Consider the following 14599-nt stretch of genomic DNA (forward strand, 5'->3'; position numbering starts at 1 on the left):
ATCTAAAAATATGATGATTAGAAAGGCGAAGGTAGAAGATTCTGGAGCAATTGCAACATATATGATGTTGGCAATGGAGGATATTGTTTATAAGTTTATTGGAGAAAATTCATTTGAAAAGGCAATTCAACTTATAGAGAACCTGGTTAGCAAAGAAGCAAATCAATATTCTTATGAAAATTGTTGGGTAGTAGAAAAAAACAAGCAAATAGTTGCAGTAGCCAATATTTACGATGGAGGGAATTTATATGATCTTAGAAAACCTGTTGCTGATCAAATAAATATGATGTTTAATAGGGAATTCAATCCGGAGGATGAAACACAAAATGGAGAGTATTATATCGACTGTATAGGTGTACATCCTGATTGGCAAGGTAAAGGTTTAGGCACTAAATTACTTCAATTTTTGATTGACGAATATGTTTGTAAAAAACAGGTAACAATTGGTTTGTTAGTAGATAATGATAACCCAAAAGCAAAAAGATTGTATTTAAATTTGGGCTTTGAAATCATTGGCCCAAAGATTCTGGCAGGGAAAAAGATGGAGCATTTACAAATAAAAAGATGTTCATCTTAGTCGATAAAATATTAAAAAAAAAGCTCATTCCTTCTACAGAAAGAATGAGCTTTTTAAATATCAATTCTATTAGCTTCAGGAAATTATCTTATCCTTTGCCTTATCTACTTTTTACTTATTAATTGCATGTAATCCAATACTGCCATTCAAAATACCTGTGTATTCGCTATTGTTTTCAAGAACTTCGATGGCACGTAATAAAGCCTTATCCTCACGCAAGCTGAATTCAATTCCACCTTTTTGGTAGTGATATCTCTTCACGATTTCGTGAGCCAGAAGCTCTTTTAATTCGTCTTTGAATCTTTCTATATCACGATCTAAATTTGGTGCTAATTTCGCCTCTAAAGCTGCAAATTCATCAGTAGAGATATCAAAGTTTTTCTCTCCCTTGGCCGATTCCTTCAAAGCTTTTAAGATCTCAGTACTTTCTGATTTGTACGTGAAGTCTTTACTTTCCTTCACAAACGCTACAAATTCATTAAAAAGTTCATCACTAACCTCAAATTCTTTAGCTGATGCAATACTCTCATTTCTGTTTGCATAAAGGGTCGCAAAATCAAAGAACATGAAATCACGTATCATATTTACACTTAAAATACTATAGGTCTCAGGATCTATTTTTACATCAGGAAGAATACCTCCACCATCGTATACTGAGCGGCCATTTTTTGTATGGTATTCTGTAATCAAGGAATCAGCAATTTTACCAACACTTCCATCTTCGTTTCTATGGCTGTAATCCAAAGCCTGAATACATCTTCCACTAGGAATGTAATACTTGGCTGTAGTAACCTTTAATTTGGTGTTGTAAGTAAGATTTCGGGTGGTTTGAACCAATCCCTTTCCAAATGTTCTGTTACCGATCACAACGCCTCTGTCAAGATCTTGAATTGCTCCAGAAACAATTTCAGATGCTGAAGCCGATCCTCTGTTCACCAATACGGCGATAGGAATTTCTGAATCAACAGGTGACTTTGTTGCTTTGTAGCTCTTGTCCCACTTCGATACTTTTCCTTTTGTACTTACAATATCTTCACCTTTATTCACAAATAGGTTGGTAATTTCAATCGCCTGATCAAGCAAACCTCCTGGGTTTCCTCTTAAATCCAGTACAATTGATTTTGCATTTTGTTCTTTTAACTCTTTCAATGCATTTTTAACTTCACCTGCCGACTTATTAGTAAATTGGTTTAGATGAATGTATCCAATTGAGTCGGTAAGCATGCCATAATACGGAACCGATTTTAACTGAATTTTTTCGCGAACCAACTTTTTCTCCATGGTTTTCTTTACACCCGGGCGCTTAATTTTAATGGTAAGAGGAACGTTTGGTTGTCCTTTTAAAAGATTGCTAACATCATCCGTACTTTTATCCTTTACAGAAGTTCCGTTAATTTCAAGCATCACATCACCTGCTTTTAAGCCAGATGTGTAGGCAGGAAATCCTTCATAAGGCTCTGCAATAATGACTTCACCTTTATGTTTGCTGATTAAAGCTCCAATTCCAGCATACTCACCAGTGGTCATCAATTTAAAATCTTCAATTTCCGATTCGGATATGTATGTGGTATATGGATCGAGAGTTTTAAGCATGGCATCCATACTCTTTTTTACCAAATCACCAGGATCAATCTCATCTACATAAAACAAGTTCAATTCTCTGAACATGGTGTAGTAAATATTCAGGTTTTTACTGATTTCAAAATTTCTCTCATCCCTGCTGAACCCGAAAAATGCTGCACTACAAAACAGTAGAATAGCCAGCATCCAAATGGCTCCTCTTTTTCCTCGAAGCTTCATATATTTCTTTTTTAATTGATATTTTTAATTAACCCTTGCGGAGATTTCCCTATCACACACTAATTACTTAGCAGTATCTTTTTATTAGTAGGTAATAACAAATATAGGCAATCCCAATGGAAATCTAACACCTTTAACATTTCTTAACCCTATTGCATTGAATTACAATGAATGTGCCAGAATAATTCCTAATAAGCTTACGATTAACGGGCTAAATAGTTTTTTCTAATTGTAGATGATTATTCTGCTTATATCTTATTCCTTTTTTTAAGGAACCGGATCATGACCATGTCCGCCCCAGGGATGACAGGATAAAATTCTTTTGATGGCAAGATAGGATCCTTTAAAAGGACCGTGTTTTTTTAAAGCTTGAATGGCGTAGGAAGAACAGGTAGGAGTGTACCTACAAGCAGAAGGAGTAAGGGGAGAAATAAAATACTGATAGAACTTAATCGGCAGAATCATGATGAACAGAATTGCCTGCTTCAGTAGGTTTAGAATGTTTTTCATATTCTCGTGGAATTCGTTGCATTGCTTTCTTCAATTGTTCTTCTATATCCTTTGTTTCCATGATTTTTTTAGGAAGATATACAATCATAAAAGCAATTTGAACTTCTTTTTTCTCTAGTTCTTCGTAAAGCTTGTGCTTATTTAAACGGTAAATTTCTCGAATTCGTCTCTTTAAAAGATTTCGTTTTACCGCATGTTTAAAGTTTCTTTTCGATACTGTTATGGCTACTTGTGCTGGATAATCAGAATGAAGATCAGCAGCTTTCCAAACCACACGAAAAGGATAACAGGTAAATCCGTTTCCTTCGGAAAATAGTTTGCCAATAAGAATCTTGTGAGTGAGTCTTTCAGCTTTTTCAAAAGTAAAACGTGTCTTACGTGTCATTCTATTCAGGCTTATACTACAAAAATCGACAAAAAAAGGGGAAAACAAATTCCCCTTTTTATTTTTATGTTACAATAGACTATTTGTCTTTATTGTCTTTGTTATATTTCTTGATAAATTGATCCAAAGCCATTGTCATCGATGGAGCTTGAGGCATTGGGGCTTGAATATCAAGTCTTAAGTTCGCTTCATTAACAGCATTTGAAGTAGCAGGGCCAAATGCAGCAATAATGGTATTGTTCTGTTCAAAATCAGGGAAGTTTTGTAACAAAGAAGCAATACCTGAAGGGCTGTAGAAAGCCAGAATATCGTAATTTACATCTGCTAAATCCGATAAATCGCTACTTACAGTACGATACAAAATTGCTTTCGTATACTTGATTTTGTTTTTATCAAGTAAAGCAGGGATTGATTGTTTATGAATATCTGAAAGTGGAATCAGGAATTTTTCTGATTTGTGCTTCACGATAATATCCATCAAATCTTCGAAGCGTTTTTCTCCAAAGAAGATTTTTCGTTTTCTGTAAACGATATACTTCTGAAGATAGAATGCAGTTGATTCAGAAATACAGAAATATTTCATGTCATCTGGAACTGTAATTCTTAATTCTTCACAAACTCTGAAAAAATGGTCGATTGCTGTTCTACTTGTAAAGATAACAGCTGTGTGATCCAGAATATTGATTCGTTCCTGTCTAAATTCTTTGGTTGATACACCTTCAACTTGGATGAAAGGACGAAAATCAATTTTCAAATTGTATTTTTCTGCCAAATCAAAATACGGTGACTTTTCAGTTTGGGGCTTAGGTTGCGATACCAGTATAGTCTTGATTCTCAAAACACTAGAGTTTAGTTCAACAATTCATTACACCGCCTTATACCAATGATTTTAACAGTTTGTAAATCACGAGTAAGGGCAAAATTTCCAAGGCACAAAGGTACAAAATCATATAAAATATTGAAACATGTTTGCGAAATAATATTTTAATCCCTCGAAATAGGCGAAACAAATAAAATATTAAAGCAATAACTAAACCTGCGTTAAGTAGTAAATATGCAGCAAAATCAGCTATGAAAGGTACACTAAGTGTAACCGGTAAAAGAAAAATTCCAAGGTTTTTATTGTAGATAAAAACGGTGTGTAGGTACTCTTTTCCTTCTTTTGCACCATCAAAAATGTATGCTAATGTCCTTATAACAACAAATTTTCCGAAATAAATCAGCAGAAAAACAGCTAAGGTGTAAACGAAGGTAAGCAAGCTTGTTTTATTATCAGAACCGCTAAACCAATAGTTGTAATAAAGTACTGCAAAAAAAGAAACGTTAATAAAGAACAATCCGTTCAAGAAAATGTTTCCTCGAAGGTTTCTCATATTTTTTTCAAGAAACAAATTGTTTGAAACTTGATAATTTATAATCGCATCAATAAGGCGTTGAAGGTATTTGCTGAATGAAAATCGAATAATTGCCATCAGAATTACCACAAAAAGACTAACACCAACCATCCAATCACTTTGAGAGCTCTCAATTAATTTTCCTTCTTTGATTAATGGTCTTTCAATGCTATCAGTAAGAATTGAATCTCGAAGAGGGATAGGATTCAGATGAATAGAGTCTGTTATTGTACTATCAGCAATAATGCCAGCTGTCTGATCAGTCGTATCTTTCCCATTATTTAAGCTATCTAGCTTAAAATTGACTTGAATAGAAGAATCTTGAAATGCCGTTTTACGAACGGGGGAGACTGATGAGTTGATGAAAGCCATTATAATTCGTGTACCATTACCACTAATTGATTACAAAGATAATTTTATTTTATTGAGCTCTTACATGAAGCAAAAGAAAGCCCGCAAATTTCTTACGGGCTTTTGGTTTTAAATTTCTTCGTATCCAACTAAGCGTTTAACTCTGAGCTTTTCTTTTTCATCAGCATTTAGCTTTTTGTCGCTCTTCAGTGCTTGTCTTTCCCATGAACCATACATCGGATTAGGTAGCACAATAAATTTTCCTCCAAAAAGATCTTTCATGGCATCAACTTTTCCAAAACCATAACTTTCCGATCGATCTTCTAAGATTTCATCAAAGTCTCCAATGTTATCTCCAGCAAGAATCAGAATGTCATGAGTTTCGCTCACTTTATTTCGTCTTACAGTTTTTACACTAGTTTGTGTTTTAAGCAGGATGTGTGCTTCATCTGCAAAAGGAAAACCTAGTTCTTTAAGGTTTTGTAATGTTTTCTTTGTTGCAGTCGTATCTCTATTTGAGATGTAAAAAGTTTCAACTCCTTTTGATTCTGCATATTTTAAAAACTCCAAGGACCCTGGTGTTGCTTGAGCTTTTGCCATATCGGTCCATTCTTTCCATGCTGCAGATGAGTATGATTTTCCTGTTCTAATCGAGTTGGTTTCGAAAGGGCTGTTGTCTAAAACTGTTTCATCAATATCAACCACAACCGCTTTCGCCTTATTACCCGAATAACTTGCCAACTGTTTGTCTAAAGATAGTTTGGCCGCATTAAATGCCTGAAAGTATAATGCTCTGCATTCAGATGCTCTCTGATACCATAGAGTAGCCATTACCAAATGTTCATTTGGGTTTTGTGAATCCTTTTTGTTTGCAGGATTTTGCTGACAAGCAAACAGGCCAGAAGCGATTAGAATCGCAAAAAATATTTTTCTCATGTGAGTTTGTGTTATAATTTTAAACTTTCACCTTCGTTTTTGGTGATCGGATTTACACGGAAAGGAAAAATAAATGGTTTAAATTCGAAGATAATAAAAAATAGCTGTAACATTTCAAATATGTTGTGCGTCCTAGATATGAAACTGGCCTAAATGAACACTGTAGAGTACAATAAAAGCGTAGACAAGTATGCCGATGGCATGTTTCGCTTTATCCTCAAAAACATTAAAGATGAGGATAAAGTGCGTGATATCGTACAAGACAGTTTCGAGAAGTTGTGGCGCAATATTGAGAATGTAAATTATCAGAAAGTAAAGTCATATCTTTTCACAACGGCTTATCATACCATGATAGATGTGATAAGAAGAGAGAAAAGAAAAGAAGATTTTGAGAAAGTTGATGTAAAAGAATATTCACATTCGGAACAGTATAGCGATTTAAAAGAGGTTTTAAATATTGCATTGGAGAAACTTTCAGATATTCAAAGATCTGTAATATTATTGAGGGATTATGAAGGATATTCCTATGCAGAAATTGCCAAGATTACCGATTTAAGTGAATCGCAGGTGAAAGTTTACATTTACAGAGCCAGGAAAAATTTGAAAAGTTTCATTGGTAGTTTAGAAACATTGGTGTAGCAAGATTGATGATGAGAAGAATAGACAGATACAATTACGAAGAATTCTTTCTTGATTATTTGGAAGGAAATTTAAACGATTCAGAGAAGAAAAATCTGGAAAGTTTCCTTGCTATTAATCCTGATTTAAAGGAGGAATTGGACGAAATGTGTCTGATAGAGTTGGAGGAGGAGAACATAACTTTCGATAAATCATCATTGAAACAGATTCCTTTTGAAACAGATTTTGAGGATTTCTGTGTAGCCAAATTGGAAGGTGACTTAGAGCAAGAAGAAGAGATTGCTTTCACGAAATATTTGAACGATGATCTTATTGGCAAAGCTCAATATCAATTGTATGAAAAAACAAAGCTTACAGCTGATTTTGATATTATTTATCCCGATAAGGAAGAGCTCAAGAGAAAGGAACGTAAGATTATTCCTTATTGGATGATTTCCGGAGTGGGAATTGCTGCATCGGTATTGCTTCTTTTTTCGGTTTGGAATACTTCCATTTCAGATACAAGTGCAGAACATGACTCAGCTAAAAAAGTTGCCTACAATGATTCTGTAAAAAAAGTGATAGTTGCACCAGCTAAAGATTCCAATAGGTTCGAAAAGTTGGTTGGAATTAAGTCTGAACCTAACACAGCAAAGCAAGAGATAGTCGGCACAGTCAATCAGGAAGTTGAAAAAGTGATTGCAAAGAGCCAACCATTAGAAAAAAAATTAGATAGGATTGTTACTGCAAATGCAGTTGTTGAGAACCCATCAAAAAATCAGCAAGCCGAGGCTCAAAAAATCAGTTTGCCTGAAGTTATTAAAACAGCTGAACTTGAAGTTTTGGCCAATGTTGAAGTGTTTGAGCAAAAAATTGAAAATCAGAATAAGAAAATGAATGAGGTTCCCGTTAACACGGGTTTGGCAAATCTAGGCATGTCTTGGAAATCAAGTGTAAAAGCTAAACGAAAAAGCAATTCATTGCTTTATGCAGTTGCAAAAATGGGAGTTGACAAGATAGGAGAGATTGCTGGAAAAAAAGTACAGTTGGAAAAGCAATACGATTCAGAAACAGAAAAAACACGTTTAAACTTCAATACCAAAGGTTTAGGCTTTTCTACCTCAATAAAATAAAAATTACGTGTAACTAATGGGCTGTTGATTCGTCTTACCCATAGAATTATCTAAAAACATTGTTATGAAGAAATTACTTGTAATGTATTTTGCACTTGCAATTGGATGTAGTGCTTACGCTCAGAATACAATCGATACTTTAAAAACAGATACACTTAAGAAGAAAAAAATCTTAATTGAAGATAGCTGGTCCAATAAAAAGAAAAAAGCCAAAACCAAGAAAACTTTTCAGCAGATTGAGCACCAGGATACCATGAAAGTGGAGTTCATGAACAAAGATGTAGTTAAGGCTGTGCAAAACGAAAAAGGAGGCAAGGTTAAAGTTGGTAGGATTGGAAAATTTGCTTATCAGGAAGGCCGGGATACGACTAAAATCAGAATTGGAGGAAAGCAGATTAACATTATAGATGGTTGGCACGGAACCAGAATTAAGATTGAGAAAGTGCATCCTTGGGATCCGGACCAAGATAAATTCTTTATGGAAAAAGAACCTGATTTCAGAGGACACTGGGCAGGGTTTGAAATGGGTATAAATGGTTTTGCAAATGAAGATTATACAGGTTATTCCTATGATTTTATGGATTTGGATATGGCAAAATCTATTGCCGTTAACCTGAATTTCTTGCAGTACGATATCAGCTTACAAAAGGAGAGAAATACAATAGGTATAGTTACAGGTTTGGGGTTGGAATGGAACAATTACAGGTTTGATAACGATATTACTTTGCAAAAAGTAAATGGAGTGATACAACCTTTAGATTTATCTGTTGCACATCCTGATTGGAATATTAAAAAGACAAAACTAACAAGCTTATACCTTACGGTTCCACTGTTAATGGAATTTCAAATTCCTGTAAAATATAAGAAGAGAAGAATTCACATGTCTACTGGTGTTGTAGGAGGATTAAGACTAGGTTCACATACTAAAATCAAACATGGAGGCGATAAAGTAAAAGATCATGATGATTTTAAATTGAAGACTTTGAGATATGCAGCACACGCTCGTATTGGTTATCGTTCTTTAAACTTTTTTGCAACTTACGGATTAACCGAATTATTTGAAGGTGGTAAAGGTCCCGATTTAACACCGTTTACAGTAGGGATCACATTAGTTAGCTTTTAAGATTAAAATTCTAACTTAGACAAATAGCCAGATTTTATTGAAGTCTGGCTATTTTGTTTCTACAACTGTGCAATTTTGACCAATATTGATATTTTTAGCATAAAATAGTATATTAGGGGCATGAAAAGATTTCCCCTATATATATTACTAATATTATGCTTACCATCCTTTGGTTTTGACAGCTTCAAAGCTCAAGTTAGTTTGGACAGCCTACAAAAGCGATATGGTTCTTCGGCAGGTCAAAATAAATTGAATGCTTTACTGGATCTTAGTAAATTTTATTGGAACATCGATCCTGCCCAAGCAATAGAAAAATCTAAACATGCGCTGGGAACAGCACAATCACTAGAGAGTACTCCTGAAATTATAAAAGCGATGTTTTATGTTGGGACTGCATACTACTATGATAACCAACTTGATAATTCGTTAGATTATCTTCTCCAAGCACACCATTATGCCGAGAAAAATAACTTCAAGAAAGAAATAGCTGATATCAGCATGCAATTGGCAACGGTTTATTATGAAACCAACCGATTGAATAAATCATATTCCTATACCATTCAAGCCTTCAATTATTACGAAACCTTTGGTGATGAGGGAGGAATTGCAGGTTGTGAGAACTTGTTGGGATTGTATTACAAAGGGATTGGTGTATTCGATGAAGCTCAAAAGCATTTTGAAATAGCACTTAAAATTGGTAAAAAATTATCTCGTGAAAGAATAATACAATCCGTTTTAAATGACTTAGGATCAATGTATGCAGAAATTGGTGAAACGGATAAGGCTATCGGAATTTACCAAGATGCATTGCAATACCATAAATCAAATGGAGCGACCTTTAAAAGTGGAGCATTCGAGTTAGATTTATCTCAATTGTACATTCAAAATGGAGAGTTATCCAAAGCTAAAAAACATTTGGACAGAGGTTACACCATTGCGATGAATCTTAAATCTAAACGCTTATATCGTGATTATTACAGAATTTTGGCCAATTACCATATCAAAAATGGCAAACAAAAAGAATCTGTATTGGCTTTTCAAAAGTTGCAACAATACCAGGATTCGATTGCGGATGATAAATTAAGCAGTAAGATTGAAGAGTTGGATTCGCGCCATGCAATTAGCATCAAGAACCAGGAAAATCAGGTTTTAAGGGATGAAAATCAGGAACAGCAATTAAAAATTACTCGCCAGTATATTGTTGGACTATTGATTTTAATGGTATTTATTTCGGTGATATTTATTTTGATTATCAGGTACAGAAATAATCTGAAAGACAACGAATTATTGCATTTGAAGAACAGCTTGGTTCATCAGCATCAAGAAGAACTGATTGAAGCCATGAAGAGAATTAAAGTAAGTGAAGATAAGCTGCGCGTTGCCAATGATACCAAGGATAAGATGTTTTCATTAATAGCGCACGATTTACGAGGAGCAATTGGCAATATCAGTAATGGCTTAAGAATGTACCTTAGCGAGGAGGATTTAGACCTTACAGAGGAAGATAAGGAGGAGTTTTTACAAGCTCTGTTTCATTCTTCAGATAATGCTTATGAACTTCTGGAAAACCTTTTGTATTGGGCAAAAAATCAAACATCGTCACTCTCAGCCAATAAACAAATGGTTGATGCTTGTTCAATCATTAATTCCAACATTGGCTTATTGAGTGATTTGGCTAAAATTAAATCCATTAACCTCTTTACTTCAGAGAACCCAAATATCGAGGTGTTTGTTGATTGGAACATGATTAACACCGTTTTGAGAAACCTGATTTCCAATGCCATTAAATTTACCAATAAAGGTGGTAATGTGGAGATTAAATCAGAAATAGGGGAACACTTTGTTAAGATATCGGTAATTGATGATGGTATTGGAATGCTACCTGACCAAATAGATAACATTTACGATGGTAAAACCACGGATGGAACTGCTGCTGAGAAGGGAACTGGTTTAGGTTTAACTCTGTGTCGTGATTTCTTGAATAAAAATCATGGTAAAATGTTTGTCAGTAGTGAAGTGGATAAGGGAAGTACTTTTGCTTTTATCATTCCACGACGTCCAATGAATCAGGAAAAATATTTGGAATTAGTAGAAAAAGAGCCTCTTCTTTTCTTGATTAATAATTAAATTTAGAGCTGAAATACACATTAGCATAAACTAAATTTAAATACAAATGAGATTATTACTGATCAGTAATTCTACGAATCCAGGGGAAGCGTATCTGGATTATCCAAAACACAATATCAAAGAGTTTCTTGGAGATAAACCAGTTAAAGCATTATTTATTCCTTACGCAGGAGTAACTGTATCTTTCGATGATTACGAAGCCAAAGTAAAAGAAAGATTCAACGAAGTGGGACACGATATCATCTCGATTCACCATTTCGAAAATCCGATACAGGCAGTGGAAGAAGCAGAGGCTATTGTTGTTGGTGGAGGAAGTACCTGGAACCTGCTTCATTTGATTCACAAGTACAACCTTACTGAGCCAATTCGCAATAAAGTGATCAACGAAAAGGCTCCTTACATTGGTTGGAGTGCAGGATCAAACTTAACTTGTCCTACCATCAAAACAACCAACGATATGCCAATTATCGACCCTATGGGATTTGATGCACTAAACTTGATTCCTTTCCAGATCAACCCACACTATTTGGACAAAAATCCTGAAGGACATGGAGGAGAAACTCGTGAAGATCGTATCAACGAATTTATGGTATTGAATCCTGATGTATACATTGCTGGTTTGAGAGAAGCAACAATGTTTTTGGTAGAGGATGACAACATCAAGTTAATTGGTGACAGACAATGTAGAATCTTTAAGAACGGCATTGAAACTTACGAACTAAGTGCAGATGACGATTTCAATTTCTTGTTGAAATAAGATCATTTCTAAAATATAAAGAAGCGATTAGGGAGACTTAATCGCTTTTTTTGTTTTGAATTTCTACCTTTGTGGCCGAAATAAAAGTTTAAACAAACACTTACTCATGGACTTACTTTCATCTTCTTATTTTGTTCTATTTCTTATTGTTGCTATCGGATTTATTGTTGGAAACATTAAAATAAAAGGAATTTCTTTAGATGTCTCAGCAGTTATTTTTGTTGCCTTGGTTTTTGGGCACTTTGGAGTAAGCATTCCTAAGGATATCCAAAATATTGGACTTACCCTGTTCATATTTACCATTGGAATTCAGGCCGGACCTGGTTTTTTCGAATCCTTTAAAAAGAATGGGAGAGAGCTGATTGTTTTGGCCTTTATTTTGGTTGGTAGTGCCTCCTTAATTACCATTTTACTTGCCTTGATTTTTAAAATCGATACCGCTATTGCCATAGGATTGTTAACGGGATCGCTAACCAGTACACCCGGACTTGCTGCAGCTATCGAATCTACCCAATCAGCAATGGCATCCATTGGTTACGGTATTGCCTATCCTTTCGGAGTTATTGGAGTGATTCTATTTGTTAGAATGTATCCGAAACTGTTTAAAGTGGATATTGAAAAAGAAGCACAAAAGCTGGAAGATGAGGCTCAGCAGAATTTTCCTGAACTATTCAATAAAAACTTTGTAGTTGAGAATGAAAATATTGTTGGCAGAAGCATTGCCGAGCTTAAAATTCGATCGATGACCCAAGCCAATATCTCAAGAATCATGCACAATGGGGAAAGTATTGTTCCTACACCAAATACCATTTTAGAAGCTGGCGATATTGTGAAGCTTATTGGTACCGAACAGGCTTTGGAGAGAGCCAAAATGATCATTGGAGAAGAGACAGAGGAAAAGATCCCTTTAAGCCGCGATTATGTGGTGGAGTCGGTTTTGGTAACCAACAAGCAGGTGGTGAATAAAACCATTGGGCAGTTAAACGTTTTGGCCAATTACAATGCTCGCATTACCCGTATCCGTAGAGCAGGTATTGATATGGTAGCCAGTTCAAAATCAGAAATCCGTTTTGGTGATAAATTGGTTGTAGCTTGTGGAACCGCTAATATCAACAACGTGCGTCACCTGTTTGGGAACGATAGTAAGAAGTTATCTGATACGGATTTCTTTCCAATTGCGACAGGAATTGTGCTTGGTGTGTTGGTAGGGAAGTTAAAAATTTCCTTTTCCGATGAATTTACCTTCAGCCTTGGACTAACCGGAGGTGTACTTATGGTAGCCTTGGTTTTAAGTAGAATAGGAAAAACGGGGCCTATCCTTTGGACCATGTCGGGGTCGGCAAACCAATTGCTTCGACAGCTTGGATTACTCATGTTTTTAGCCGTAGTGGGAACCAGTGCGGGAGCTCATTTGGTACAAACCTTTCAGGAATCGGGTTTGGCACTTTTTGCAATAGGTATTGCAATTACCTTATTGCCAATGATTCTTACCACCCTAATTGGGCACTTCGTATTAAAAATGAACATTCTTAATTTACTGGGTGCATTAACAGGCAGTATGACCAGTACTCCAGGTTTGGCTGCAGTTGATGGCATGTCAGATTCCAGTGCACAATCCATAGCCTATGCAACGGTTTATCCCATTGCAATGGTGTTTTTAATTGTTTGTGTACAGATACTGAGTATGCTGTAAAGTTGGGTGCTAGACTAGAAAATATATCAACAAGACAAAAAGCATTATTAGCAAGACAAGGTGGAAGATGTTCCAAGACATGGAAGAAGCGCATAAAGACCAAGGTAAAGAGCTCCAAGACACATAAAAACTTCTTCCAAGACAAGAGTTAACTGCTCCAAGACATTTAGCCAAAGCCCCCAAGACAGGTTTTTCTCTGTCCAAGACTAAAGAGTAGGGTTTATTTCTGTCTTTTTCATTGTGCTTTGTGTCTCTTTGCTATGAAAATATGGAATCAATCGATTCACTCATGGGTGTATCACTTCCAATGATGTTCTTTGTGAAGAAAAAAGCTAAAAATCCTGTAATTTGGTTTAAATTGATACCCTCACTTTAGTGAGAGCATCAATAATCGAAAAATAGTTTAAAATTCCATTTCAACAACAATAGGGCAGTGATCGGAATGCACAACATCGGCAAGAATTGAGGCGCCTTTAAGTTTTTCCTGCAAACTTTCACTTACCATGTGATAGTCGATTCTCCAACCCAGGTTTTTGGCTCTGGAACCAGCGCGGTAGCTCCACCAGCTATATTTATCTGGAGACTGATCGAAAACACGGAAAGAATCGATGAAACCACTTTCCAGAAATTGGCTTACCCATTCTCTTTCCTCCGGTAAAAATCCTGAAACGCCTTTTTTCTTCTCGGGTTTACTGATATCAATGGCTTTATGGCAGATGTTAAAATCGCCACCAATTACAAGATTTGGTCTTTCCTTTTTCAGTTCATTGATATATTCCTGAAAATAGGCCAACCATTCCATTTTATAGTCCTGTCTTGGCCCTCCTGTGGTTCCGGATGGATGATAGGTGCTAAAAACCGAAATATCTCCAAAATCGGCTCTTATGGCTCTTCCTTCTATGTCGTATTTGTCGTTATCCACTCCTGTAACAATGGCATCAGGTTTTTCCTTGCTCAAAATACCAACACCGCTGTATCCTTTTTTCTCGGCAGAAAACCAGTAGCAATGATAACCCAACTCCTCGAACAAATGAGATTCAATCTGCTCAGGCTGTGCTTTGGTTTCTTGAATTAATAAAATGTCAGGATTTTCTTCTTTCAACCACCCAATCAAGTCTTTCCCCAATGCAGCCCTAATACCGTTTACATTGTAGCTAATTATTTTTTTCATGTATCTAGTGTGTGTTTATAGCAA

General features: G+C 35.6%; 14 protein-coding genes. 7 read left to right on the forward strand and 7 right to left on the reverse strand.

Annotated elements, in window-relative coordinates; translation table 11 throughout:
* The first annotated feature begins 10 nt into the window (after positions 1 to 10).
* Positions 11 to 577: a GNAT family N-acetyltransferase gene (locus ACKPCA_RS15410; RefSeq protein ID WP_321279901.1), complete on the forward strand. Its 567-nt coding sequence runs from the start codon at positions 11 to 13 to the stop codon at positions 575 to 577.
* 111 nt (positions 578 to 688) lie between these two features.
* Here the strand turns inward: ACKPCA_RS15410 and ACKPCA_RS15415 are convergent, their stop codons facing one another.
* From ACKPCA_RS15415 to ACKPCA_RS15440, 6 genes are all read right to left on the reverse strand, one after another.
* A complete protein-coding gene (locus ACKPCA_RS15415; RefSeq protein WP_054715031.1) occupies positions 689 to 2377 on the reverse strand; it encodes a S41 family peptidase in 1689 nt (562 codons plus the stop codon).
* Between the two features lie 267 nt (positions 2378 to 2644).
* Positions 2645 to 2842, reverse strand: coding sequence for a membrane protein insertion efficiency factor YidD (yidD, locus tag ACKPCA_RS15420; protein WP_245625798.1), 198 nt, complete (start codon positions 2840 to 2842; stop codon positions 2645 to 2647).
* Positions 2826 to 3272, reverse strand: coding sequence for a ribonuclease P protein component (rnpA, locus tag ACKPCA_RS15425; protein WP_321279902.1), 447 nt, complete (start codon positions 3270 to 3272; stop codon positions 2826 to 2828). The genes yidD and rnpA overlap by 17 nt, the downstream gene beginning before the upstream one ends.
* Positions 3273 to 3351: 79 nt before the next feature.
* Entirely contained in the window at positions 3352 to 4110 is a 759-nt protein-coding gene (locus tag ACKPCA_RS15430) for a uroporphyrinogen-III synthase (RefSeq protein ID WP_054715037.1), read from the reverse strand.
* Between the two features lie 37 nt (positions 4111 to 4147).
* Positions 4148 to 5038, reverse strand: coding sequence for a DUF4271 domain-containing protein (locus ACKPCA_RS15435; protein WP_321279903.1), 891 nt, complete (start codon positions 5036 to 5038; stop codon positions 4148 to 4150).
* Between the two features lie 108 nt (positions 5039 to 5146).
* Positions 5147 to 5953, reverse strand: coding sequence for a 5'-nucleotidase, lipoprotein e(P4) family (locus ACKPCA_RS15440; RefSeq protein ID WP_321279904.1), 807 nt, complete (start codon positions 5951 to 5953; stop codon positions 5147 to 5149).
* A gap of 153 nt (positions 5954 to 6106) precedes the next feature.
* Here ACKPCA_RS15440 and ACKPCA_RS15445 point away from each other — a divergent pair, with 153 nt between their 5' ends.
* The 6 genes from ACKPCA_RS15445 to ACKPCA_RS15470 all read left to right on the forward strand — a co-directional run bounded on the left by ACKPCA_RS15445 (position 6107) and on the right by ACKPCA_RS15470 (position 13404).
* On the forward strand, positions 6107 to 6592 hold the full coding sequence (locus tag ACKPCA_RS15445) for an RNA polymerase sigma factor (RefSeq protein WP_321279905.1): 486 nt from the start codon (positions 6107 to 6109) through the stop codon (positions 6590 to 6592).
* Positions 6593 to 6603: 11 nt separating this feature from the next.
* Positions 6604 to 7704 (forward strand): hypothetical protein, encoded by a 1101-nt coding sequence (locus tag ACKPCA_RS15450; protein WP_321279906.1) that lies wholly within the window; start codon positions 6604 to 6606, stop codon positions 7702 to 7704.
* Positions 7705 to 7768: 64 nt separating this feature from the next.
* Positions 7769 to 8827 (forward strand): outer membrane beta-barrel protein, encoded by a 1059-nt coding sequence (locus tag ACKPCA_RS15455; RefSeq protein WP_321279907.1) that lies wholly within the window; start codon positions 7769 to 7771, stop codon positions 8825 to 8827.
* Positions 8828 to 8947: 120 nt separating this feature from the next.
* Entirely contained in the window at positions 8948 to 10954 is a 2007-nt protein-coding gene (locus ACKPCA_RS15460) for a tetratricopeptide repeat-containing sensor histidine kinase (RefSeq protein WP_321279908.1), read from the forward strand.
* Positions 10955 to 11000: 46 nt separating this feature from the next.
* Complete coding sequence (gene pepE / locus ACKPCA_RS15465) at positions 11001 to 11711, forward strand: dipeptidase PepE (RefSeq protein ID WP_321279909.1); 711 nt, start codon at positions 11001 to 11003, stop codon at positions 11709 to 11711.
* Positions 11712 to 11817: 106 nt separating this feature from the next.
* A complete protein-coding gene (locus tag ACKPCA_RS15470; protein WP_054715062.1) occupies positions 11818 to 13404 on the forward strand; it encodes an aspartate:alanine exchanger family transporter in 1587 nt (528 codons plus the stop codon).
* 403 nt (positions 13405 to 13807) lie between these two features.
* Here the strand turns inward: ACKPCA_RS15470 and ACKPCA_RS15475 are convergent, their stop codons facing one another.
* A complete protein-coding gene (locus ACKPCA_RS15475) occupies positions 13808 to 14575 on the reverse strand; it encodes an exodeoxyribonuclease III (RefSeq protein ID WP_321279910.1) in 768 nt (255 codons plus the stop codon).
* Between the last annotated feature and the right edge of the window lie 24 nt (positions 14576 to 14599).

Origin of the sequence: Marinifilum fragile, assembly GCF_963677365.1 — a bacterium.
In the GTDB taxonomy this organism is placed as follows: Bacteria; Bacteroidota; Bacteroidia; order Bacteroidales; family Marinifilaceae; genus Marinifilum; species Marinifilum fragile.

What these genes read in the sequence shown, in the direction of transcription:
- ACKPCA_RS15410 (WP_321279901.1), top strand. Translation starts at nt 11, where the DNA reads ATGATGATTAGAAAGGCGAAGGTAGAAGATTCTGGAGCAATTGCAACA.
- ACKPCA_RS15415 (WP_054715031.1), bottom strand. Translation starts at nt 2,377, where the DNA reads ATGAAGCTTCGAGGAAAAAGAGGAGCCATTTGGATGCTGGCTATTCTA.
- yidD (WP_245625798.1), bottom strand. Translation starts at nt 2,842, where the DNA reads ATGATTCTGCCGATTAAGTTCTATCAGTATTTTATTTCTCCCCTTACT.
- rnpA (WP_321279902.1), bottom strand. Translation starts at nt 3,272, where the DNA reads ATGACACGTAAGACACGTTTTACTTTTGAAAAAGCTGAAAGACTCACT.
- ACKPCA_RS15435 (WP_321279903.1), bottom strand. Translation starts at nt 5,038, where the DNA reads ATGGCTTTCATCAACTCATCAGTCTCCCCCGTTCGTAAAACGGCATTT.
- ACKPCA_RS15440 (WP_321279904.1), bottom strand. Translation starts at nt 5,953, where the DNA reads ATGAGAAAAATATTTTTTGCGATTCTAATCGCTTCTGGCCTGTTTGCT.
- ACKPCA_RS15445 (WP_321279905.1), top strand. Translation starts at nt 6,107, where the DNA reads ATGAACACTGTAGAGTACAATAAAAGCGTAGACAAGTATGCCGATGGC.
- ACKPCA_RS15450 (WP_321279906.1), top strand. Translation starts at nt 6,604, where the DNA reads ATGAGAAGAATAGACAGATACAATTACGAAGAATTCTTTCTTGATTAT.
- ACKPCA_RS15455 (WP_321279907.1), top strand. Translation starts at nt 7,769, where the DNA reads ATGAAGAAATTACTTGTAATGTATTTTGCACTTGCAATTGGATGTAGT.
- ACKPCA_RS15460 (WP_321279908.1), top strand. Translation starts at nt 8,948, where the DNA reads ATGAAAAGATTTCCCCTATATATATTACTAATATTATGCTTACCATCC.
- pepE (WP_321279909.1), top strand. Translation starts at nt 11,001, where the DNA reads ATGAGATTATTACTGATCAGTAATTCTACGAATCCAGGGGAAGCGTAT.
- ACKPCA_RS15470 (WP_054715062.1), top strand. Translation starts at nt 11,818, where the DNA reads ATGGACTTACTTTCATCTTCTTATTTTGTTCTATTTCTTATTGTTGCT.
- ACKPCA_RS15475 (WP_321279910.1), bottom strand. Translation starts at nt 14,575, where the DNA reads ATGAAAAAAATAATTAGCTACAATGTAAACGGTATTAGGGCTGCATTG.